The organism is Simiduia litorea (assembly GCF_042853465.1).
GTDB classification, from domain to species: Bacteria; Pseudomonadota; Gammaproteobacteria; order Pseudomonadales; family Cellvibrionaceae; genus Simiduia; species Simiduia litorea.
Genome location: NZ_AP031497.1, coordinates 882,674 through 904,617, shown reverse-complemented (window position 1 = coordinate 904,617; position 21,944 = coordinate 882,674). Strand labels below are relative to the sequence as shown.

Below are 21,944 nucleotides of genomic sequence, written 5' to 3'. Positions count from 1 at the left end.
CCGAGCAACCACCATTGGCTTGAAAGACATTCTTCGTTAATATCAAGCCATTGCCGATAAGGGGTAGCCGATGCAAAACCTTGCCATACTGGCCTTTGATGACGTGGCGTTTTTTGAACTGGGTTGCGCCGTTGAGCTATTTGCCTTGCCCCGCCCAAGCCTGGACGATTGGTATAAATGCGACCTCGTGAGTTTCAGCGCTGGGCCATTAAAAACCACCGCGGGCTTTCATATTTGCGCCCGCCAGATAGACAACCTAGACCCATTCACGACGCTGGTAATTCCCAGCTGGCCGACAACACTAAGCCCTGTGCCCGAACCCATTGCCCGTGCGGTTTTACAATTCCACGCGCAGGGTAAACGGATAATTTCCTTCTGTTCAGGGGCTTTTTTATTGGCAGAACTTGGCTTACTAGATGGCCGCACGGCCACCACTCACTGGGCCTATAGCGACCTATTCAAAAGCCGTTTCCCCAAGGTGAACTGCATCGACGACGTACTCTATGTTTACGATGGCCTATTGGGTTGTTCAGCCGGCAGCTCCGCCGCCATAGACCTTTGCCTTGAAATGATTCGCGACGACTACGGCTACAAGACCGCCAACCAAATAGCACGCGCCATGGTGCTATCGGCACACCGCAAAGGCGGCCAAGCACAATTTGCCGAAACCCCTATTGCGCAAGGCAATAGCCAGTTTCACAACGCGGTGGACTGGGCCCTGAAAAATTTGGACAAAACTATTCACATCGATATTTTTGCGCAAAAGGCCAATATGTCGCGCCGCACTTTCGATCGAAAATTTCGCGCCGATTTTAATATCTCCGCTAAAGAGTGGCTCACTCACCAGCGTCTTAATTTGGCCAAAGAGATTTTAGAGGGGAAAAACTGCAGTATCGAAAACGTTGCTGCACAGGCAGGGTTCGACAACGCCACAACCCTGCGCCACCATTTTCGCAAAGAGTTTGGCATCAGCCCCACGCTGTACAGAAAAAACTTTAACCCGCTGGTGAATGCCTAGTGGAACAGATGCAGCGAGCGTTTGACCATGATTTCTGCACGCTAGTTGTTGCCTTTCAACAATTCCTTGATCGACGTTGTTTTACTGGGTTTCATGGTTTTATCTGTTGAAGGTTTATCGACTTTTTTGGCGCCGTCATTGGCAGGTGCGCGCTGCGGCCCGGTGGGCAAGATGGCCGCCGTCGGTGCTTGATAGCCGTCTGGCTCAGGCATACAAACCCCGGTGCCGTTGGGTTGTTGCACACAGACGGTACCCGTTACACATCTGGCGCGGGTAAATTGTTCACGCGCATCCACTAACACTACCTGAGCGCGGCCATCGCAAACTTGTGTACTCGCCGCGCCGCGAAAAAAACCGTGTGTATTTACATCACAGTCTTCATCGTGATCATTGCTGTCTGCGATCTCGACATTACCAGGGTAACGATTGGCATCATTATCATCACAGTCATCCCCGCCGCAACTCGCCGCTAGGTGCCCGTCACCATCGTTATCTCGACAACTTACCGAGCATTGATCCGTCTCTTCGTTGCAGGCGTTTCCAACGCCGCAGGGTGGCGCGGCCAAGATACAACCGCGTTGATCTGCGGCCGGATCGTGCGGCGCACATAACTCTGGGCCATTGCAATACCGACCGTCATCACACTCACTGTCGGCCCGACAAAATCCTCCTACCGACACCTCCGGCCGGATAGCACCAAGCCAATAGGTTTGATCATTCTCCAAACGAAAATTATGCGCAGAACCTACATCGACTCGGCGGTTGTTCTGAAGCGCGAAGGTAGATCCCGTCGATTTGGATTCAACAATAAGGCTTCTAATATCAACGTCGTCCTGTTCTTGTGTTATGTCGCCATGGCTGCCGTGCCATTCAATTCCCATGCGAACCACATCTGCGTACCTAACCGGTGGTAGCACCGAAATCGGTAAGGTTTTCTCGCTTCCGCCAACCCACTCTGCTCTTGAGCGATTTAAATCAAACTTACGGGTAGACCCGTTATTCATGTCAAATACCAGCAAGAGCTGACTACCGCCGCGCGCACCATCGCCACCAAGCGTAACGGTCACCACCAGCCCATTGGTTTCGGTAATACCAAACCTAGATATGGGCACCATTTCTTGCGCGCCAACCCCATTCGCAATAATGAAAGCACCGATACAGAGAGAATATAAAAGGGTACGTAACATGATAAGGCATCCTGATTGCGCGATTAATTAACGGGAGTGTAAGGCATCGATCACGGCCTTGCGTCTGCCTGTATTTTGAAGAGTTTCCGTTGTCGCCTCAGCATACTGCAACGCTGTCTTACCTTCAGGGCTTAGCTCGGTTGCATTGGCGCCATAATGGAGCAACAAACGCACTGTTGACGGTTGTAGCTTTCGAGCGGCCAACATTAACGCCGTTCTTCCGTGCGCCCATACGTTCGGGCTAGCCCCCAATGCCAAAAGTGTTTCCACGTGTTTGTTTCGGTTTTTTTCAATTGCAGCCATCAATGCCGAGCCTGATCCAATTTGCTCCGCGGTTATATTGTTGGGCAGCGGCGACTGACGCTCACTTTCTTTTAACATTTTCGAACCCATATTTTGCACCGGCTCTTGTTCCAACGCGCCCGCTGCCACCAATAATTTAATCATTGCCGAATTGTCTTCTAACGCCTCGGCCGCCAGTCTGAGAGCATCCAAACTCGCCAACGCGCCGTCAACACGTAGCTTGGCTCCCTTGGATAACAAATAGCTGGCAATATCAACATGCCCTTCACTGGCCGCCTCCATCAGCGGTGGGCCAGGGTTAATGCCATAAACATTGAGATTGGCGCCGGCTTCAGCAAGGCGTTTCACTTCCGTTAAATCGCCTTTGCGCGCGGCTAATCCGATTTTGCTTTCTGGGCTATTTGCAGTAGCCTGCATCGCGCTCTGCTGAGCGTGCATACGTTGTTGTAACCGCACCGCTTCCGGCGTGCTAGGACTTGCCAGCGACGACGCTTCTGACTGCACGCCAGATGCAAGTGCCTCCATCTCTCGGCCAATAGCCTCGACCCGAGCCATATCACCCCGCGCTTGGGCTTGCATCATCTCGTTAATGAGTTGATTCATTCTGTCTGCGTTTGGCATCACTGGCGTTTCAGAGACACTCTCAAACGCCACTAGCATCAACACTACAGCAGAAAAATAACCTAGAAATTTCATAGCCAGCTCCGATCATGACTCACAATTATTTCTCCAGTGCTTTTCGGGCGAGTTCAACAGATAGCGCCAAGGCACTGACCTTTGGATTTACGGGCAAGTAAATAATTTCTACATGTGCGCCCTCTATCATCGTCTCTCGCTCCGAAGGGGATATCATTACGGTATTCTGGTATGAGGCCCCTTGGGCATCCTGAAAGCTGTAGCGCATAGAAGATCTACGCACCCCTGTCGCACCGGTGTGGCCCAAAATTTTTGTCACGATGGCGGTGGTGACCACACCATGATCAACCAACTTACGCATCTGCAGGCCTCGGCGAACAACGACCACAACCATAGCGAAGAGAATTAGGCCCATGCCTAGAAGGACTGATGTCATATTAAATCCCGTTGATTAACTTCAATTTATTCACCTAGCTTAATTAACCTGCAAGCAATCAGATTAAATTAGGGACTGCGCTAAACGACTAAGCAAACCTCAAAATCCAAACGACACTGGCACTAAAGGCTATAAATCCAAGTCAGTAACTCCACTGGTATAAGCCGGGCTCCGAAAGCGCGTACTAATAACGGCGTTAAAAAAATATTCACACCGCACATAATTCTCTCGTCACCTTCGCCTTTCAGCTTATAGGTACCATCCTTTAGGCACTTTCTTATTTTTTCAACAACGAAAAACTGATGGCCTTTAGCGATATTGACACCAAGGTATTTATTGCCATATCCCCCGCACGTGCATAGTGCCTCCCACGAAAGGTATGGACTGCCAACCCTTGCGATTTGGCTTGACCGACTTTTGATTTAGCGGATATCAGCTTTGCCTGCTCAGAGCCAATTTCTATCTCATGCATAGTCACAGAATTATAGAGCAGAGGTAAAAATGACTGCACACTTTTTTCTGCGACTACTTTTGATGGCTCGGCCCAACGGCGTCGCCGCTAGGGCACACTGGTCAGCAGATTCGCCCCATCAATAAGCGATTGATTTCAATAAAGATAAGTAGATAGCTCAAAAGGTGATGGCAAAAAAGCGTGACAAAGGGAGTTGCTTTCCAATGCTTTTTTGCCGAAATTCACACCGAAGTTAGTAGGGTTTTTCTGGCGCTATTTAAGCCAAAAGAATGAGTGGGATGCCCTTCGAGACACGAGAGCTAGGTTTCACGCAATTACGTATGTCCATACTAATCAGGGCGCCAAAGTGACAGCATCTAGAGACGCTCAGAAAAAGTCGCGTCAATCATTCGCGCAAATTATTATCTGGGCTCGAGCCATGTACCGTACTCGAAAAACGCTATTCTGTGTGGCATTACACCTAGAGCCCGTACCAGTTCTATGCTGCCCTAAATATGTTACTCGCAGCATCCATTGCAGATCTGATCTGGCCAACCGCGCAAGTGTGCCGCCAGCCTCTGGAGATAAAAATGACCACTGTCACCCGCCACGCTCAAATCAGCTGCCCCGCATGCGGCCATAAAAAAGTAGAACTCATGCCCACCGATGCCTGCCAGTGGTTTTATGAATGTGAAGGCTGCCATGCAGTGCTAAACCCTCTTCCAGGAGACTGTTGTGTTTACTGCTCCTTCGGAAACGTAAAATGCCCACCAATACAAATGGGCGAGGCGTGTTGCGGAGGATAGGTGGCACTGAAATCGATCCGAAGATTCCACATCCAGGCGCTTGCTTAACAACAAATGAACCCGCTTCGCAGCGACCTAAACTGTTCCCAACAATTTAGTTCACTCATAATTGCGCGTCGACAACTGCTCCTGCGTTCTTCTAATCTGCCACATCCTTGTGGCGATGCATTTCACGAATTTCCGCCAGCCGTTGCAGGCAAGCCCTAGCTAAAAGGGTCAAAATCACCGCTTCGTGACCAATAAAAAATCGAAGCGTCGGGATTTCATTCAGGCCATCCGTGGCCTTCACCCCTTCGGGGCAGCTCCTAAAGTCGCTGTGCAAAAGTGCTGTCCTGCACTTTTGTGAACCCCGACTAAACGAGTCAAAATCACCGCTTCGCGGCCAATAAAAAACCCCAGCCCTTTTCGGGGCTGGGGTTTGTTATTGGTGGAGCCGGGGGGATTTGAACCCCCGTCCGCCAGTACTCCGCCGTCAGCTCTACATGTTTAGAACCGCTTATTGATTTAGCGAATGACAGCCCAGCGGGCGAGACGTCGAACGCGATCCTGATAAGTTTTAGGCGATCCACCCCAGGCAGGCTTCACGACGATCCAGTTCTATATGACAGTCTTTAACGCGGTACTGGCACCTTGTTAGAGACCGCTAGGGGCGAACCCACTAGAAGTGCTTCACAGACCGCTTACGCGGCTAGTTGAGCACCGTAGTTGTCATCGTTGGCAACTAATAGTTTGCAGCTTTGGATTTACGTGATTGGCTACCCTCACGACATGCACATCGGGTTTTGTTACCGGCGTCGAATCCTAATCGGCCCCTTTTCTGCGTGTAATGGCGCTAAGCTGCGTTGCCCGGCGGTCACTAAACTGCTCACGTACCAATGTACGCTGCGCTTTTAGTGCCTTGGGCGCCTTGCCTATCACCACTACACTTGAAAAGTTTCTTTCTTCGTGTCGGCGTTAAGCTGCGTTGCCCGGCGGTCACTAAACTGCTCACGTACCAATGTACGCTGCGCTTTTAGTGCCTTGGGCGCCTTGCCTATCACCACTACACTTGAAAAGTTTCTTTCATCATGCCCATGAGACATTTGAAAGCTTTTCTTTGAGCTAACAGATAGCTGAAAGAAGAGTAAGTCTGTGGCTCTTACGAGCATACAGAAGCGACTAAGTTGTGTCGGTGAGAACACCAAGAGCGCTGGGCTGTTGGTCGGCGCCTTTTGGCAGCCGGGCGTGGATTATAGGTGCTCCACGTTTCTATATCTATGGGCAGCGAGGGCAAATTACAAGGGTGGGTGTAATCAAAGGCCTAGTGGAGATGAGCTTATTGCGCTGGGCGTCTAAGTCAGGCGATCTAGGCAGTCTTCTACTAATCTTAGGGCATGCGCCCCATTACCCCTGTCATTATGCCTCTACTCACGTCTCTGCTGTCCGGCATGGCCTATTTTATCGCCGGTAAATATGGCCTGGTGCTGGCTATACCACCCGGATTCGCCTCTGCCGTTTGGCCGGCATCCGGGGTCGCATTGGCCGCTATGTTACTGTATCCAAAAGTCTCTACCTGCATCGGCATTGGGCTGGGCTCTTTTGCCTTGAACTTGGGCGTGATGGCTAACGGTTACACCGGCATAACGATTGATATGCTGACCCTGCCGACCTGCATTGCCCTAGGTGCTAGCGTGCAGTCCTTTATTGGCTACTGGCTGTTCAACCAACTGCTGACCAATACTTTGTTTGACAGCCCGTCCAGCATTGTCCGTTTTACCCTCGTTGTTAGCCCCGTCAGCTGCCTAATTGCGGCCAGTGTAGGCACTGGCAGTTTATTTGGCCTTGGGGCGATAGACGCCACCAATATTGCCTTCACTTGGTTAACCTGGTGGGCCGGCGATACCATAGGTACGCTGCTGTTTGCGCCCTTGTTAATTATCCTCTTCTCGCGCGAAAAACGCTTTACCAGAGTCAGAAAATGGCAAATTGCGGTTCCCACAGCGGCCATATTTTCCGGCATCACACTGTTATTTTACCTCTCTACAGTCAATCAGAGAGAGGACGCACAACGGCATATCGTCGACACAGCGCGCACCTTTGCGCAAAATCTCAGTGAGCGCCTTAGCATCTCGGAAAATAAACTATTAGCTTACAATGCATTTTTTAATAGCTCCTCTGTCATAACAGCCGTCGACTTCGAACGCTTTTCAAGCTACATCCTAAAAGATGACCACGTATTCCAAGGTGTAGGCTGGACCCCCATCGTCAGCGCGGAAAATCGCCCTCTTTATGAAGCACTCGCTCAAGAAGAAATATCACCTAACTTTGTCTTTAGAGATCTCAACGGCGAGGGAAGCTTAGTAACATCGCCGGAGCAAGCTGTTTATTATCCTGTTTTTTATATCTACCCGTTAGCGCAAAATGAAAAAGCTCTCGGGCTAAATCTTAGTTCGCTACCCCATCGCCTACCCATTTTACTTAGAGCGATCGCAACTGGAGAACCACTCGCCACAGCGCCGATTACATTGGTTCAAAGTAACAGAGAGCAAAAAGCAATCATCCTCTACCTACCCATTTTTGCTGCACCGCCACTCTCCGCCAAAAACCCAAACATCGCAGCGGCGGGATTTATTAGTGGTGTATTTCAAATGCAGGGCTTACTCGACAACTTGGTCGACCAACTTATAGAAAGGAAATTCGGCCTTAGATTTATTGATACTACCGATGCTAATGCTGTTTCTACGCTGTATGAAACACCGAGAGCGAAATTGTTAGGCTTCCAACCAGAAACCATACCGATGACATTTGGCGGTCGAAAGCTAGAAGTAACGGTGTTTGCTGATGCAGAGTATAAAATTGGATCAAAAGATTGGACCAGCTGGAGCATTTTAACCTTTGGCTTTCTACTCGCTGCGTTATTTCAAGCATTTATATTACTGATCACAGGCACAACAGAAAACATTAAATCAGAGGTTGAAAGAAAAACACTAGAACTCAACAAAGAAAAAAACTCTGCAGAAAAAGCAAATCTAGCTAAAACAAACTTCCTCAACAATATGAGCCATGAACTGAGAACACCGCTAAATGCTGTTATGGGTTTCATCGCGCTAACATTAAAAACACCGACCTCAGAAATACAACGAAGCCATCTTAGCAAAGCCCAGCTTGCTTCTAGCACACTCATGTCGCTTATAAATCACACACTAGATTATTCAAAAATAGAGTCTGGAAGAATAGAACTAGAGAAAATAAGCTTCGACCTAAATATCATCATCGATAAAATTTACGTAATCTTCTTAAATCTAGCGGAAGAAAAACGTATATTTTTTCAAATTCACGTAGACCCATCCACACCCAAAAGATTAATCGGCGATCCTCTAAGACTAGAGCAGATTCTCATCAACCTATGCAATAACGCCATTAAATTCACCAGCAGCGGGGGCGTGACTTTAAAAGTCAATAGCGAAGAGGTAGATGACAAACATATCGCGCTCAACTTAAAAGTCATAGATTCAGGTATCGGAATTGAAAAGGAACAACAAGAGAAAATATTTAGCGCATTCTCACAAGCCGAAAAAGGAACCAAAAGGCTTTATGGCGGCACTGGCCTCGGCCTATCTATCTGCAAAAAGCTAGTTGAAGCAATGGACGGACGCATCAGTCTAAAAAGTAAAATTAATATCGGCACCCAAATTAGCGTTCAACTTTGTTTTAAGGTAGACGAAAGCGAAGATGGCGAATCACGCAACATTACAGAAAAGTATAGATCAGATGATACACCATTAAAAAACATGAATATTTTAGTGGTGGAAGATGTGCCCACCAATCGAGAATTGGCAACCTATATGCTGGCAGATTTTGGCGCCAAGGTTTTTGTAGCAGAAAATGGTTTTATAGCCATAAACTTTCTCAAAGAAAACAATAAAATAGACCTTATTTTAATGGATCTGCAAATGCCGGTCATGGATGGCATTGAAGCGACGAAAAGAATTATTGCAGATCCAAATACTCGCCACATCCCCATTATCGCCATGACAGCCAATGCTATTAGCACCGATGTTAATGCTTGTTTAGAGGTGGGCATGCTCGATCATATCGCCAAGCCAATCGATGAACAAGAACTCGTAAAAAAGGTCTTAAAACACTGCAAGACTGGCATTAATAGGGTTTAAGCCTATATCCATACTCAAGATCAAAAAATATGCGACTATTTACCTCTATGCGATTTAAAAAATTGTTGGCACCTCTGAAGCGTGCCACTGAGGGTAGCGCCGCATAACTCGACTAAAAATTTCGGACCCCAACCAATAGTGCAACCATTTTTTAACACATTCATAACCAGTAGACTCAAACCAGGGTTGGTCCACCATAGAAAACTGCCGAACAAACGGAATAATTCCGATATCCGCCTGCGATAAGCTCAGCCCTAATAAATAGTTTGGAACACCCGCTTTCTTTTGCAATTGCAGCTGCTGCTCTAATCGCATTAAGAAGCGCTCGCCGGCAGAACGGTAAAACGCCGCCGGCCGTTCAGGGTATCGATCGGCATATTTATAATGATCGAGATGTTGTTTGAACTCAAAATCATTGATATCTAGCCATGTCTGCGCCACATTTTCACTTGCAACCAAGAGCTCACCGCCAGATTGCATTGCAGCCCATGCCATGATATCTCGACTTTCGTCTATTACCTGCCCCGACGGCAACTGCAACACCGGCACCGTACCTTTCGGTGAAATTTCAAGCATTGGCTGCGGCTTATTTTTTAGTAAAATCTCTCTTAACTGTACCTCAACGCCCGCCACCTTCAACGCCAGCCGCGCCCTCATCGCGTAGGGGCAACGACGAAACGAATATAAAATGGGTAAAGCGTGGTGCGGATCTGTCACACCACTAGGCCTTTTTATCGATGCTGATTTCTATCACCTTAGCGTCACCGGCAAACCACTTCTGTACATAGAGGCTACCAATAATAGGCGCAGCGCCCTCTGCCGGCACCTCTTTATAGCGCACGCTATTTTTTGTTTCTTTCTCAATTTCAAACTTAACAATAGTCTTACCCATAGCAACCTCGGTAAATGATTTAGCCGTAATGCTGCACCGGAGTGCCAGCCAGAGCGGCAATATTTAGCAGACCGCGCGCAGTGATTGCTGGTGTGACGATATGGGCCTTGTTACCCATGCCCATTAAAATAGGCCCAACTTCTAACCCGTTTGCGCACATTTTGAGAATGTTTCTCGCTGTGCTAGCGGCGTCGGCATTGGCGAATACCAAAACATTGGCTGGCTCAGAAAAGCGTGCGTTAGGGAAAATGCGCTGGCGTAGCTCTGGATCTAAAGCAACATCTAGAGTCATCTCGCCTTCATACGCAAAATCGACGGTTTTTTCATCCAACAATTCAATCGCAGCACGCATCGTGCGGCCAGAGTTGGATTGCATATTGCCAAACTGTGATTGCGAGCACAGTGCAATGCGCGGCTTCAAGCCAAACCTGCGCACATGTCTTGCGGCAGCCGTTACTATGTCGGCAATCTGTACGGGTGTTGGCTCGGGAAAAACATGCGTATCAGCAATAAAGAGTGGCCCACTTTCAATCAGCATTAACGATAGAGCGCCTACCGAACGCAGTGAACCGGAACCAATGATTTGCTCTACATAATTCAAATGCCAGAGGTACTGGCCGAAGGTGCCGCAGATCATTGAATCGGCGTCGCCGCGCTGAACAGCGACGGCCGCGATAGCGGTGGCATTTGTACGCATGGTAGCTTTAGCCAAATCCGGTGTTACGCCTTTACGTTGCATCAATTGATGATAAGTTGACCAGTAATCGCGAAAACGATCGTCGTGCTCTGGGTTTATAAGTTCAAACTCCACACCCGGCCGTACCGATAGGCCAAAGCGCTCACAGCGCGCTTCGACGACTTCGGGGCGACCAATGAGAATAGGCCTATAATTGAGCTCCTCAACAACGGCTTGCGCTGCACGCAGAACTCGCTCATCTTCGCCTTCGGCAAAAATAATTCGGCGCTGCGCCTGCCGAGCCGCGTCGAACACAGGACGCATAATCAGCGCTGACTTAAACACCGAGCGATTCAATGTTTCCTTATAGGCCTGTAAGTCTTCCACCGGGCGCGCAGCCACACCGGTTTCCATCGCGGCTTTAGCCACTGCGCAAGCCACAGTTGCCAACAAACGTGGATCGAAGGGTTTCGGAATTAAGTAATCGGCACCAAATTTTAAACTTTCATCTTTGTAGGCTGCAGCCGCTTCGGCACTGGAGGAGGCGCGAGCTAACGCCGCGATGCCTTCAACGCAGCCCAACTCCATTGCATCATTAATTTCAGTGGCCCCTACATCTAGGGCACCGCGGAATATAAACGGGAAACACAAAACATTATTAACTTGATTGGGAAAATCCGATCGACCTGTCGCAATGATGGCCTCTGGCGCAACTTCGCGAATTAAATCGGGCATGATTTCAGGCGTTGGATTCGCGAGCGCGAAAATAATGGGCCGAGGCGCCATCTTTTTAACCATGTCTTGGCTCAATACACCAGGCCCTGACAAGCCTAAAAATAAATCGGCATTGTCAATAACGTCCGCCAAACTGCGCAGCTCACTGGCTTGTGCAAAAGCGGCTTTTTGCTCAGTCATTTGGCTCTCGCGGCCCTCGTACACAAGGCCGTCGATATCGCATAACCAAATATTTTTTCGTTGAACGCCTAGTTTCACCAACATATTCAGACAAGCGATACCCGCAGCACCACCACCGGTGGATACCACTTTAATATCCTCAAAGGCCTTATCGGCAACCAACAAGGCATTCGTTACCGCAGCGCCAACAACAATAGCTGTACCGTGCTGATCGTCGTGAAAGACCGGTATATTCATCCGCTCGCGACACAGTTTTTCGACAATAAAACAATCTGGCGCTTTAATATCTTCTAGATTAATCGCACCAAAGGTAGGCTCTAGCGAGGTTACTATTTCAGCAAGCTTTTCCGGATCACTTTCATTCACTTCAATGTCGAAACAATCAATATTGGCGAATTTTTTAAATAGTACAGCCTTGCCTTCCATAATAGGTTTAGACGCCAACGGGCCAATGTTACCTAAGCCTAATGCAGCAGAGCCATTGCTCACCACCGCGACTAAATTTCCACGAGCGGTGTATCGCGTTGCCGCCGAAGGGTCTTTAACAATTTCCAAACAGGCTTCGGCAACACCAGGTGAATAAGCTCTCGCTAAATCCCGACCATTTGCCAAAGGTTTGGTGGCCCTTATCTCCAACTTTCCAGGCTTTGGGAATTCGTGGTAATCGAGAGCGGGATGGCGGCTGGGTATTTGACGATCGTCTGACATGCTTACCTCTGGGTAACCTAACGCGAATGGATATTTTGGTTGCATTTTGCAGCCGTGAAATACTTCTAGCTTGAGCCAAGATGAAATCGCGACCTCAGGAAGGGCTATCATAACATTGCGCTTAGGCTATACGCCATGCACCCACCGAGCTAAGCTAGGTGGGTGCTATATACGCGGATTGGAATGGCGAAAATGCCTAGCTTGAGTAGACACAACTTATATAAAAGCAAACCAAAAATAGAAGTACTTTTAATGATCGGTGCTTAAAGCCGCTAGCGTTCGATGACGCACCGGCACTTCGACGAGCTAATCTGACTCGGGAATCTTTGTCGCCTGCCAAGCTACGGCTTGCCACTGCCCGGCTCGCTTCACAAACGTGCCCGTATTGAAATAGTAGGTAGTATGGGCTCCTTCATTTCCCGCACTGGTGCCGACTAATTTAAACGCAACAACCGCTGTTGTACCGAAAAGACGGATATCAACATCTTCAGCAGCGTATGTCTGCACGGTATCACCCTCGTTTTCGCTACCCTCCTCAGTATCACTCGATGGGGCGAAACCAGCCATAATCTCCGCCTTGCCAAAGCGGCTTCCAGCGGAGCTGGTGTAAATTAAATCGTCCGCCCAAAACCGCTGGTGTTGTTCGGCACTGTCGGTTGCGTGTAGAAAGTTAATCAGTAGCTGCGTGAGCTGAGCCTTATCCTGAGCGAATAGTGGCTGTGAAAACAGTAACAGGAAAAAAACATACAGAGAGGGTTTGAGATTCATAATATGGCTCTTGTCGATAATACTCTCAAGCAAGATAGCAGCCATTTACCTTTAAAACTACCGTGTTCACTTACTCGTTTACGGAAGGGATATAGTCATATGCTTTATAATAACGGCGATAAATGGCCGTGTACTCCCCCGAGTCTTTGACCGCTTTCAAGCCTGCATTAAATGCATCACATAATCCCTGCTCCCGAAAGCCCATGCTGGCCATAATTTGCGGGAAAATATCGTGGATATGTATCGAAAATTCGGCATCCTTGTCTGCTGGCCTCGCGCGCAGTTTTTTTCTCGCGTTGAGGAAAATCAGCAGGTCTCCTACGCTGACATCGTAACGCCCGCCCATTAGCATACGCGCCTGTAATTCCGGCTTTTCTGTTTCACTGTACTTATCTGCGCGAATAACACTGTAAAATTCTGGACCAAAAAATTTACTCGCACCTTGAAACGTTACAATACTTAGCCCCGCTAAATCTGCCACCGATTCAATGGATGGTGCATTAATGGCCGAGGTAATAGCCACGTCGCGATACAAAAAAACCGGATCTGTGCGACAACCTTCGACCGCTATCGAATCGAAGAGGTTAGTTACCGCATCAACTCGAGCAGCCTCATAACTCGCCCACAATGCAGCGTTACTAAAACCAAACTTATACACCGGCTTGTAATCAGGCATGTGTACAAACACAGCATTAATCAATTCTGTAAAGAGGCCGCTTTCTTTGTCGGCGATAAAATAAGGTTCGAAATTTCCCATGCCGATAACGATGCGTTGTTTATTAGCATCATCCGCGCAAACCATGCCGGCAAAGACCAGCAAGGCAAAATTTACGAACCAAATGAAGGGCCTACACATGCTTATTCCCAGAAAAACCTCGCGCCTGTATATAACAGCCAACAATTATCAATTTAATGGTCGCGCATCCTATCACCACCCATTTAATTTGGCGCCGAATTCAACAATATTAGTACAGTATTGAGAACTCAGCCTCATTTATGGATGCCATTCTCTTCATCGTCACCATCCATTTCTTCCAATGACAAGCTGCCAAATGACAGGCCGGCCGGCTTCTCAACCTCTGCCGGTGCCGCATCGGCGCTAGGTTGTGCCTCAGCACCGACCTTGCGGCTATCGAGCTTTATCCGCAGGCGCAAGTTGTTGGCAGAGTCGGCATTGGCGATTGCCTCATCTTGGCTAATACGCCCTTCCTTAAATAGGTGGAATAACGCGCCATCGAAGGTTTGCATCCCCAAATTCTCCGATTTCTCCATAATTTCCTTAATTTCATGAAAGCGACTGGTGTAGACCATCTCCTGAATTGTCTTGGTGCCAATGAGAATTTCCACCGCAGCACAGCGCTTGCCGTCAATGGTGGGGATAAGGCGCTGGGATACGAAGGCACGCAAGTTCTGCGATAGCGACAACAACAGCTGTGGTCGTCGTTCTTCCGGAAAGAAGTTGATAATCCGCTCCAGCGCCTGATTGGCGTTATTGGCATGTAACGTGGAGATGGCCAGGTGCCCGGTTTCGGCAAACTCAAGCGCATGCTCCATGGTTTCTCGATCCCGAATTTCGCCAATAAGAATCACATCCGGGGCCTGGCGCAAGGTGTTTTTCAAGGCGTTGCGAAAGCTGCGGGTATCAACCCCCACCTCGCGCTGATTAATAATCGACTTCTTATGCCGATGCACATACTCCACTGGGTCTTCGATAGTAATAATGTGCCCAGCCTTCGTACTGTTGCGGTGATCAATGAGCGCCGCTAGCGAGGTCGACTTACCCGAACCCGTGGCGCCAACAAAAAGCACCAAGCCGCGCTTAGTGAGAATTATGTCTTTTAACACCTCGGGTAATCGAAGATCCTCAAACTTGGGAATGTCAGCCTTGATATTGCGCGCCACGATAGACACTTCATTGCGCTGTTTAAAAATGTTGATGCGAAACCTGCCAACACCAGCAATGGATATCGCCAAATTCATTTCTAGCTCCGCACTAAAAACTTTGCGCTGCTCATCATCCATAATGGCGTCGGCAATTGCTTCAATTTCACCGGCGGTATAAGGGGTTTGATTGAGCGGCTTTAGATGCCCCTGGAATTTAGCGCAAGGTGGTGCACCGGTGCTCAGATACAAATCTGATCCATCTTTCTTCGCAAGTATGTTGAGTAAATTATCTATTGGCGTGCTCATCACAGACTTCCAGTATCAACCTAGGCTCAAGTATAGGTAGGAATCAACGATTTACCTGCGCCTGATCGGCTTGCCAGTTGTTATAATGGCGCGAAATCCACCTTAAGCAGGCACATTCCTACTCCTATGCCCCAAGACACACCCAGAGTCAGGCTGAAACCCCGATTAAAGCGGCTGTTTGACGTGATTCAAAGCCGGGCAGCCCACTACGATAGCGTCTGGGACTGCTGTTGCGATCATGGTTATCTCGGTATGAAACTCTTGCGTAAGCACGTTGTGCCCCGTGTAGAGTTTGTCGATTGCGTGCCGCACTTGATGGAGGACCTACGTATTCGGTTAGGTGAATTTAATGCAACCCAGTGCGGTGTAACCTGTGCCGATGCGGGCTCTATTGCACTAGACCCAAAGCGCCGTCACCTCGTTGTGTTGGCCGGTATTGGCGGCGAACTAGCAGCAACCATCATCGATAGCATCATTAGCCGCCATCAGAAACAGCAGATTGATTTTTTACTCTGTCCAAATACGGCGCAATATTACTTGCGCGAATTCCTCATTGGTAAAGATTTTAAACTCATCGAGGAAAATTTCCTCAAAGAAAAACGCTGGAACTACGAAATACTATACGTTAGCTATCACAATGCATCCATCCAGACGGACATATCCGCCATTGGCCAGCACTGGCAACCAAAAAATCAAGATCACCTCGATTATCTAAAAAAAATGGCTATTCATTACGGTGATCAATCCAAGAGCTGCACAAGCGGAAAAGCGAAATCAACCGCCGCGCTTTATCGCGCAGAAATTGAACTAATGACGTTATCGCTAAATGGCAATAAAACCTAAGTATTTGACACCTACAGCCTAACTATTGAATGATAGACCACCTTTAACCGGTCACGCTAAGACATTAATTTGAGGCATTGCATGGACGCCATCCAATGGATACTACCTGAATTAAGCCGCACTCAATGGCTGGTGCATTCGCTCATATTTCTTACCAATATTACCCTTCTAATATTCGCTAGACCGCTTCTACAGATGGTTCAGGCCGGTATAGATAGCGACACGCGAATCAAGGTATTCCGTGCATTGAATATTCTTGTTTTAGTCTTGCACGGGGTAGATCTGGCGCTCATAAGAACGAATTCCGGCTACGAAAACTATTTTATTAATGTTGGCCTTTCACTAATGGCCATTTACGGAGGTCTGTTCGTCAACAGCCTCGCCAGTTACTTTTCCCGCAAGCGCTTTGGCCATCAAAAGGTACTGGATGGGAAAAAGGTATTCTTAGACACCTATAGCAGCCGACTCGTCGACCTACTGCTACTGATGGTTATTACCTTAACTACGCTGTACGTTATCATTAAAATTTGGGGCGCAAACAGCCTGCTCGAAACAACCGGAATCTTTGGGATTTTGATTGCCTTTTTAGCATTCACCAGCTCGATTTGGGCGCCAGATATTATTAGCGGTTTGATTATTCTAAACACAGAAATTTTGGAAGACGGCGATGTGGTCGTTATCGACCGCCATCCAGACGAATACGTCATTAGTAAAGTCACGCTTATCTACGTTATTTTATACGATATTCGCAACAACCACCGCACCCTTATTCGCAACAGCCAATTCACCCAAAGTAAAATCGACAATTTGAGCCGCATAGCGAGTACAGACGGTATTCGCCAACCCCTTACCTATAAAATTGGCTATCCAGGCATTACCGGTGCATCAACCAAAGAGAAAACCGAACATCTCAATATTTTTAAGAATAAAATCGATCAAATGTTCCGGCAAGCTTTTGAAGCCTGTGTCATCAACAAAGAAGTAAAGATCAACAATAACAAAATGTTTGAATGGGCGCTCACAAGTGCTGGAGATTACGCACTGGAATATACGCTTTGGTTTTACCTAGAGCGCATCCCCAATACCAAACACACTTCAACGTTAAGAAAACACTTAATGGGTACAGCCTACAAAGTAAATGAAGCGGTATACACCGCATCCGTATTGGCGGATATTTCACTGGCGACACCTGCGCAACTGGAAGCGCAGATTCGATCGGACGGTTAGATTGGTAACACCAGTGACAATCTAAACTTTAGTCGCTTTAAGATTTATTTTTTTCAGAGAAGAGAACAAAACCTTGATTATCGATACCTTTCCGGTAGAGGAAATAACCAGATAATAACTGGATTGAAAGGAACACAGAAGCCGACACAAATGCACCTATCACAGCGTTCCAAAGCACATCAAGACCTATCAAATATAATAAAATAAATATCAAAAAATAGGCAGAAATAAAAAGCCTTATAACAGCAGAAACATGTAACTTGATGTCTTTTACTGCATATTCTTTGCGATAGCGGCGATCATGTTTAAGTCGATAGAAGATGACAACCAACCGATGAATCGAACCTAACACATTCGGAACTTTCGTATGCGCCAACCGGTCACTCATCACATAGTTCATTGGCTCAGCCATATTCACCAAAGGCAATAGAGTACTTCTAGGTTGATAGCAATGCACCCAGTGATGAGCAAGACTGACCTTTCTTCGCCAAAAAAGCGCCAGGGCAGCCGTCAAATCATCACTGGCTAGACCACAGGAAATCCAAACAACATCCTGTACCGCACTGAGCTTTTCAATGGATGCAGCAATTTTTTCAGCGCCTGATTTTACCTCGGAAGATGCCTCAGCATTATCAGCACCCATAGGGTTTGACTCAATGACCTCAGCACCGCCGTTGACTAACATGATCAATTGAAAGCCCGAGCGCTGTAATGCCCACTCTGACTTTCCAACAGCCGCAGTTTTCGCTGCGTCAACCGCCTCCCAAAGACGGGCACTCGGATCACACTTATCTGCCCTCATAACAATGCAGACAGAAAAAGGACTGTCGACACGTTTGACGCCATGTTTAAGCAACGAATATTTCCAAGCTTTCTTCTTGAATTCAACTAAGTAGAATTTCGCTACATCCATTTATAACCACCTATTCAAAGCGATAAAGGCCGCATTGCGGCCTTTATATAAAACAATGGAAAGCTAATTAACCATATACCTGTTCAAGAAGATCCGTATCATTCTCATACCAAAATTCGCTACCTTTACCGAAGGTGCTAACCATGAGACTTTGCACTGCTTTATAAGCACCAGACACTTTCGTATAACTGCCCTTAGCAGAAACAAACACGCCATAAAGTGCAGCGCCAGATACTACTGCAGTAGCCACACTTGGATTAGCAACCGCGCTACTGACTATATCTGAGGCGGAACCTGCAGCTTTCTGTAGAGCCGACAGCCCCGCCTCCTTCATACCTGCACCTGAAACGCTTCCAACAAGAGATCCAGCAGCAGCAATTTTAGCAATTTCTTTATAAGCATTGCGCCTTGTGCCACTACTTCTAAAATCCCTTACATTTAGGTTTTCTTTAACACTAGTGATTCCCACTTTCGCACAAAGTGCAGAAATTTCTTTAATATCAGAACCAACCGGATTAGATAAAAAAACTTTTTGTTCGGCAAATTTCATTCTTAGATATCGGACAGTTTCTTCGTCTTTCGCAGCAAAACGACTGAGCGAAGGAGCATCCTGTAATAAGCTTAACGCCTTCTGGAAAGTTTTCGCACCTTCACCATGCACCAGCCAATTCACTGACGCTTGTGCATCAGCGGCCTGCTGCATTAACGAGGCAACCGCATTAGACGAGGCCATATCTCCATGAGACTTTCCTGCTGACCAATACAAAGAGTAATGATTCCCTTCTACTTCTGCATTTTTACTTAGCAATTCGTCCTTATAGGCCTTTTTTGCATGATTGACTAACTGTTTCCCAGCATCACCCACCTTTTGGAACCTTCCAGACACCGCAGCATAATGCGCGCCGTCCCATTTATGTCCCAAATCTAGAAAATCTGAACCTTTGCTCTCTACTCGCCAAATTGAATTTGATTTCGCAACTCGATAGAGCCCAGAGCCTGCATACCTAGATTCTGACTCAAACGCTCCCGAAATGCGAAGCTTCGAAATCAACACATCACCATTATCTAGGTAATATTCAATAGCGAAACCACTAGAAAATAGATTTCTAAGTGTTCCTATCGAATTTGCTGAAGCACCAGAGGTTGGATCAGCATTTAAACCAAGAATTGCACGGTACAAGCTCATCAATTGATAGCTAGTGTGTTTTGTTTCAATAAGCTTTTGAAACATGGGAAAAACTGCAGACTGAACGTATACGTCTCGGCCTTGTTTCTGACCAGTCAAAGCCATTTCAAAAACCTTTTTCCATCCTGCTCGCATTGAAGCCATATTCATCTCCTTGAACAATTAATACCCTACATAAAACTAGTAACTTGGAGGCAATGATCCAAGAGAAACAATCTTTCTTTCAGCATAACCGCTGGGTCCTGTCTGATTCTCCAACCGGTGACGCTCCCAAAAAAAAGCTTCTCTCGGATCAGATATTGAAGTCAATGCTATTGGGGCAGTTAGTTCCAAGTTTAACGTCGCGAGTAATTCAGAGATCATTTCACTGAATTTACTTTCGCTTTCTGATAAAGGAAAAAATCCGCTAACAATAAACTCCACTCTAATAAAATGTTGATCGTCAACAGGGACAGAAAATATTTTCGTATAATCTTCCTGACCACTTTCCTTAAAGAAATCTGGGAACCTTTCAATATCGTTTAGTACACTATATTCAGCCCAACTTACGCCATTTATTTCTCTAATTTTCCAGTCAACTGGAACTTTTCGAGGATAACTTCCAACATTTGCCGGGCCAAAGCTGAAATACATATCCCGATCTAACACCCGACGAAACTGTTGTGGATTTAAACAACTTTTATCTGTAGGTAAATCATCAACGCGTAGAGCAATGACAGACATTAACAGCTCACCAATTTTAAATTTTTCCCAGAATACCCCCGTCAGCCCCCATTGAGCCCTAATAAGCGGAATATAAGGCATATGACTATTTTCATAGTCCGGCAAATGATCAAGTTCTTGGTATTTAGATCTATCGTAGATACTAGTATTGCTATCGGCGATGAAGGTCGGGCAATCTGATACGTTACCTTCGGGTAACTGCATAGACAAAACGCCAGCGCCAAAATTAATTTCGACCGGAATCTTTTTATTCCAATTCTTAACAAATGGGCGTTTTTTTGAGGAAAACAGGCGAGAAAACATAGTCAGACGTCCTTGTGAGGCGTAGATTTTCGCATAAAGGGAAGAAATGTGGCAATGTCAGCGTCGAAAAGTCTTGAAGATCGCACAATAGTAGAGCTTTCATCCAACCAATAACGGAACAATAGTGCCAATAGATGCTATTACGTTACCGCTAAAATCGCATACCGCCCCTCGAACGCCACGGCTTTTTTGCCGCCGCACTCAATCACTGCACTGAGACTTAGGCTGGCTTTGCCATGGGATTTGAAGCGGTCTATAAATGCATTTAACTCAGGCTCGCTTGGTGCACTGCAGGTGGCGCGAATATCGCCTTTAACAGGTGCTAAATATTTTATATGGCCTTCGGCAACAACTTGATTGCACACCAAACCCGCTTCAAGGGTTTTCAAATACAGCATGCCCCAGCAGGCCATCACGGCAGCGTTATATAGACTACCGCCGAAAGCGGTGGATTTATCATTAATGTTCGGGGCGAGTGGCGCATGGAGAACGAGCTTTTTGCCGTCGTAACTTTCAACACGCAATCCCATAAAACCAGTTAAGGGTAAATGTTCGTCAAAAAAAACATTAAGATTTTCGCTGATTTCCGCTGCACGAGTCATGAATGAAGACACTATAGATTTTTAGAGCACGAACTATAACAGATCAACAATTGTTTTCGCAGCAGTAAACGGTGTGACCTTATTTTCAACCACCCCTACCTGTAACGCTAGCATTTTCTCTTGAACGCTCGGGTTCTGTTTTAGGCGCTGATCTAGCATTTGGTGTATTAATTTTTTCATCCAATCGGCATTTTGTTTAGAGCGCTTGACGGCGAAGGCTTGGTGTTCAACTGCTAAATTTTGGAACTCCACAATCATTTGCCAAACGCTTTCAATACCCTGCTTATTCAAAGCCGAACAGGTTTGCACTCGTGGCGCCCAAAAGGCGCCGTGGCGAATAAGGTGAAAGGCATTTTGATAATGCTGTTGCGTGCGCGTGGCGAGATTAATACTTTCACCATCGGCTTTGTTAATCACCAAGGCGTCGGCCAATTCCATAATCCCGCGTTTAATACCCTGCAGCTCATCACCGGCATTGGGTATCATCAACACTAAAAAGAAATCAACCATGGCGGCCACTTCGTATTCCGACTGACCGACACCTACCGTCTCAACCAAAATGACATCGTAACCGGCAGCTTCGCAAAGCAACATGGTTTCACGCGTTTTTTGCGCGACCCCACCCAGCGCTCCCTCGGAGGGCGATGGACGAATAAAGGCATTATCTTCACGCGATAGCTCTTCCATTCGGGTTTTATCGCCGAGAATACTGCCGCCTCGCACCGGAGAGCTTGGGTCTACCGCTAACACGGCCACTTTTTTTCCCAAGCTGATCAAGTGCTTGCCAAAGGCTTCAATAAACGTCGACTTACCCACACCGGGAATACCGCTGATACCGATCCGAATACTGTTTCCAGTGTCGGGTAGGAGCGTTTCAAGTAAGGTTTGCGCTTCCAAGCGATGGCTGTCGAGCTTGCTTTCAACCAAGGTAATGGCCTTCGCTAAAGCGCGTCTATTACCTTGTTTTAACAATTCAATATCAACAGCCATAATTTACTCAGTTTTCTTAT

The 21,944-nt window shown here is 47.1% G+C and carries 20 protein-coding genes and 1 other RNA gene; 5 read left to right on the top strand and 16 right to left on the bottom strand.

Features of this window, described 5'->3' with window-relative positions; genetic code table 11:
* Window positions 1–70: 70 nt before the first annotated feature.
* A complete protein-coding gene (locus ACGHTT_RS03975) occupies window positions 71–1,018 on the top strand; it encodes a helix-turn-helix domain-containing protein (protein WP_390593662.1) in 948 nt (315 codons plus the stop codon).
* Window positions 1,019–1,059: 41 nt separating this feature from the next.
* Here ACGHTT_RS03975 and ACGHTT_RS03970 read toward each other — a convergent pair whose 3' ends face one another.
* From ACGHTT_RS03970 to ACGHTT_RS03960, 3 genes are read right to left on the bottom strand one after another with little or no spacing between them, the layout of a single operon-like run.
* Complete coding sequence (locus tag ACGHTT_RS03970; RefSeq protein ID WP_390593660.1) at window positions 1,060–2,205, bottom strand: hypothetical protein; 1,146 nt, start codon at window positions 2,203–2,205, stop codon at window positions 1,060–1,062.
* 27 nt (window positions 2,206–2,232) lie between these two features.
* Window positions 2,233–3,204 (bottom strand): ankyrin repeat domain-containing protein, encoded by a 972-nt coding sequence (locus ACGHTT_RS03965; RefSeq protein WP_390593658.1) that lies wholly within the window; start codon window positions 3,202–3,204, stop codon window positions 2,233–2,235.
* Window positions 3,205–3,229: 25 nt separating this feature from the next.
* A complete protein-coding gene (locus tag ACGHTT_RS03960) occupies window positions 3,230–3,580 on the bottom strand; it encodes a DUF3592 domain-containing protein (RefSeq protein ID WP_390593656.1) in 351 nt (116 codons plus the stop codon).
* A 1,041-nt stretch (window positions 3,581–4,621) separates the two neighbouring features.
* Here ACGHTT_RS03960 and ACGHTT_RS03955 point away from each other — a divergent pair.
* Window positions 4,622–4,837: a GDCCVxC domain-containing (seleno)protein gene (locus ACGHTT_RS03955; RefSeq protein WP_390593654.1), complete on the top strand. Its 216-nt coding sequence runs from the start codon at window positions 4,622–4,624 to the stop codon at window positions 4,835–4,837.
* Window positions 4,838–4,976: 139 nt separating this feature from the next.
* Here the strand turns inward: ACGHTT_RS03955 and ACGHTT_RS03950 are convergent, their stop codons facing one another.
* Both ACGHTT_RS03950 and ssrA read right to left on the bottom strand, forming a co-directional pair.
* Entirely contained in the window at window positions 4,977–5,126 is a 150-nt protein-coding gene (locus ACGHTT_RS03950; protein ID WP_390593653.1) for a hypothetical protein, read from the bottom strand.
* A gap of 136 nt (window positions 5,127–5,262) precedes the next feature.
* Window positions 5,263–5,650: a transfer-messenger RNA gene (gene ssrA / locus ACGHTT_RS03945) on the bottom strand.
* A 560-nt stretch (window positions 5,651–6,210) separates the two neighbouring features.
* On the opposite strand from ssrA, the gene ACGHTT_RS03940 reads away from it, so the two are divergent.
* Window positions 6,211–8,988: a CHASE domain-containing protein gene (locus ACGHTT_RS03940; protein WP_390593652.1), complete on the top strand. Its 2,778-nt coding sequence runs from the start codon at window positions 6,211–6,213 to the stop codon at window positions 8,986–8,988.
* A gap of 54 nt (window positions 8,989–9,042) precedes the next feature.
* Here the strand turns inward: ACGHTT_RS03940 and ACGHTT_RS03935 are convergent, their stop codons facing one another.
* The 6 genes from ACGHTT_RS03935 to ACGHTT_RS03910 form a co-directional block, all read right to left on the bottom strand.
* On the bottom strand, window positions 9,043–9,705 hold the full coding sequence (locus tag ACGHTT_RS03935; RefSeq protein ID WP_390593650.1) for a glutathione S-transferase: 663 nt from the start codon (window positions 9,703–9,705) through the stop codon (window positions 9,043–9,045).
* 4 nt (window positions 9,706–9,709) lie between these two features.
* Window positions 9,710–9,880, bottom strand: a complete 171-nt coding sequence (locus ACGHTT_RS03930; RefSeq protein WP_390593649.1) for a hypothetical protein — start codon at window positions 9,878–9,880, stop codon at window positions 9,710–9,712.
* 19 nt (window positions 9,881–9,899) lie between these two features.
* Window positions 9,900–12,179, bottom strand: a complete 2,280-nt coding sequence (locus tag ACGHTT_RS03925) for an NADP-dependent malic enzyme (protein WP_390593648.1) — start codon at window positions 12,177–12,179, stop codon at window positions 9,900–9,902.
* Window positions 12,180–12,485: 306 nt separating this feature from the next.
* On the bottom strand, window positions 12,486–12,947 hold the full coding sequence (locus ACGHTT_RS03920; RefSeq protein WP_390593646.1) for a nuclear transport factor 2 family protein: 462 nt from the start codon (window positions 12,945–12,947) through the stop codon (window positions 12,486–12,488).
* A 70-nt stretch (window positions 12,948–13,017) separates the two neighbouring features.
* Window positions 13,018–13,803: a substrate-binding periplasmic protein gene (locus tag ACGHTT_RS03915; protein WP_390593645.1), complete on the bottom strand. Its 786-nt coding sequence runs from the start codon at window positions 13,801–13,803 to the stop codon at window positions 13,018–13,020.
* 134 nt (window positions 13,804–13,937) lie between these two features.
* Complete coding sequence (locus tag ACGHTT_RS03910; protein ID WP_390593643.1) at window positions 13,938–15,137, bottom strand: PilT/PilU family type 4a pilus ATPase; 1,200 nt, start codon at window positions 15,135–15,137, stop codon at window positions 13,938–13,940.
* Between the two features lie 126 nt (window positions 15,138–15,263).
* Between ACGHTT_RS03910 and ACGHTT_RS03905 the strand changes: the two genes are divergently transcribed.
* Entirely contained in the window at window positions 15,264–15,980 is a 717-nt protein-coding gene (locus tag ACGHTT_RS03905) for a tRNA (adenine(22)-N(1))-methyltransferase TrmK (protein ID WP_390593642.1), read from the top strand.
* An 81-nt stretch (window positions 15,981–16,061) separates the two neighbouring features.
* Complete coding sequence (locus ACGHTT_RS03900; RefSeq protein ID WP_390593641.1) at window positions 16,062–17,207, top strand: hypothetical protein; 1,146 nt, start codon at window positions 16,062–16,064, stop codon at window positions 17,205–17,207.
* 37 nt (window positions 17,208–17,244) lie between these two features.
* On the opposite strand, the gene ACGHTT_RS03895 is transcribed toward ACGHTT_RS03900, so the two are convergent.
* The 5 genes from ACGHTT_RS03895 to meaB form a co-directional block, all read right to left on the bottom strand.
* Window positions 17,245–18,120, bottom strand: coding sequence for a hypothetical protein (locus ACGHTT_RS03895; protein WP_390593639.1), 876 nt, complete (start codon window positions 18,118–18,120; stop codon window positions 17,245–17,247).
* 67 nt (window positions 18,121–18,187) lie between these two features.
* Entirely contained in the window at window positions 18,188–19,450 is a 1,263-nt protein-coding gene (locus ACGHTT_RS03890; RefSeq protein ID WP_390593637.1) for a hypothetical protein, read from the bottom strand.
* Between the two features lie 36 nt (window positions 19,451–19,486).
* Window positions 19,487–20,332 carry a hypothetical protein gene (locus ACGHTT_RS03885; protein WP_390593636.1) on the bottom strand — a complete coding sequence of 282 codons (846 nt, stop codon included), beginning with the start codon at window positions 20,330–20,332 and terminating at the stop codon, window positions 19,487–19,489.
* Between the two features lie 140 nt (window positions 20,333–20,472).
* On the bottom strand, window positions 20,473–20,934 hold the full coding sequence (locus ACGHTT_RS03880) for a thioesterase domain-containing protein (protein WP_390593635.1): 462 nt from the start codon (window positions 20,932–20,934) through the stop codon (window positions 20,473–20,475).
* Window positions 20,935–20,967: 33 nt separating this feature from the next.
* Window positions 20,968–21,924, bottom strand: a complete 957-nt coding sequence (meaB, locus tag ACGHTT_RS03875) for a methylmalonyl Co-A mutase-associated GTPase MeaB (protein WP_390593633.1) — start codon at window positions 21,922–21,924, stop codon at window positions 20,968–20,970.
* Window positions 21,925–21,944: the final 20 nt, after the last annotated feature.

Coding starts and splice junctions, on each gene's coding strand:
- ACGHTT_RS03975 (WP_390593662.1), top strand. CDS start 71: ATGCAAAACCTTGCCATACTGGCCTTTGATGACGTGGCGTTTTTTGAA.
- ACGHTT_RS03970 (WP_390593660.1), bottom strand. CDS start 2,205: ATGTTACGTACCCTTTTATATTCTCTCTGTATCGGTGCTTTCATTATT.
- ACGHTT_RS03965 (WP_390593658.1), bottom strand. CDS start 3,204: ATGAAATTTCTAGGTTATTTTTCTGCTGTAGTGTTGATGCTAGTGGCG.
- ACGHTT_RS03960 (WP_390593656.1), bottom strand. CDS start 3,580: ATGACATCAGTCCTTCTAGGCATGGGCCTAATTCTCTTCGCTATGGTT.
- ACGHTT_RS03955 (WP_390593654.1), top strand. CDS start 4,622: ATGACCACTGTCACCCGCCACGCTCAAATCAGCTGCCCCGCATGCGGC.
- ACGHTT_RS03940 (WP_390593652.1), top strand. CDS start 6,211: ATGCGCCCCATTACCCCTGTCATTATGCCTCTACTCACGTCTCTGCTG.
- ACGHTT_RS03930 (WP_390593649.1), bottom strand. CDS start 9,880: ATGGGTAAGACTATTGTTAAGTTTGAAATTGAGAAAGAAACAAAAAAT.
- ACGHTT_RS03925 (WP_390593648.1), bottom strand. CDS start 12,179: ATGTCAGACGATCGTCAAATACCCAGCCGCCATCCCGCTCTCGATTAC.
- ACGHTT_RS03920 (WP_390593646.1), bottom strand. CDS start 12,947: ATGAATCTCAAACCCTCTCTGTATGTTTTTTTCCTGTTACTGTTTTCA.
- ACGHTT_RS03915 (WP_390593645.1), bottom strand. CDS start 13,803: ATGTGTAGGCCCTTCATTTGGTTCGTAAATTTTGCCTTGCTGGTCTTT.
- ACGHTT_RS03910 (WP_390593643.1), bottom strand. CDS start 15,137: ATGAGCACGCCAATAGATAATTTACTCAACATACTTGCGAAGAAAGAT.
- ACGHTT_RS03905 (WP_390593642.1), top strand. CDS start 15,264: ATGCCCCAAGACACACCCAGAGTCAGGCTGAAACCCCGATTAAAGCGG.
- ACGHTT_RS03900 (WP_390593641.1), top strand. CDS start 16,062: ATGGACGCCATCCAATGGATACTACCTGAATTAAGCCGCACTCAATGG.
- ACGHTT_RS03895 (WP_390593639.1), bottom strand. CDS start 18,120: ATGGATGTAGCGAAATTCTACTTAGTTGAATTCAAGAAGAAAGCTTGG.
- ACGHTT_RS03890 (WP_390593637.1), bottom strand. CDS start 19,450: ATGGCTTCAATGCGAGCAGGATGGAAAAAGGTTTTTGAAATGGCTTTG.
- ACGHTT_RS03885 (WP_390593636.1), bottom strand. CDS start 20,332: ATGTTTTCTCGCCTGTTTTCCTCAAAAAAACGCCCATTTGTTAAGAAT.
- ACGHTT_RS03880 (WP_390593635.1), bottom strand. CDS start 20,934: ATGACTCGTGCAGCGGAAATCAGCGAAAATCTTAATGTTTTTTTTGAC.
- meaB (WP_390593633.1), bottom strand. CDS start 21,924: ATGGCTGTTGATATTGAATTGTTAAAACAAGGTAATAGACGCGCTTTA.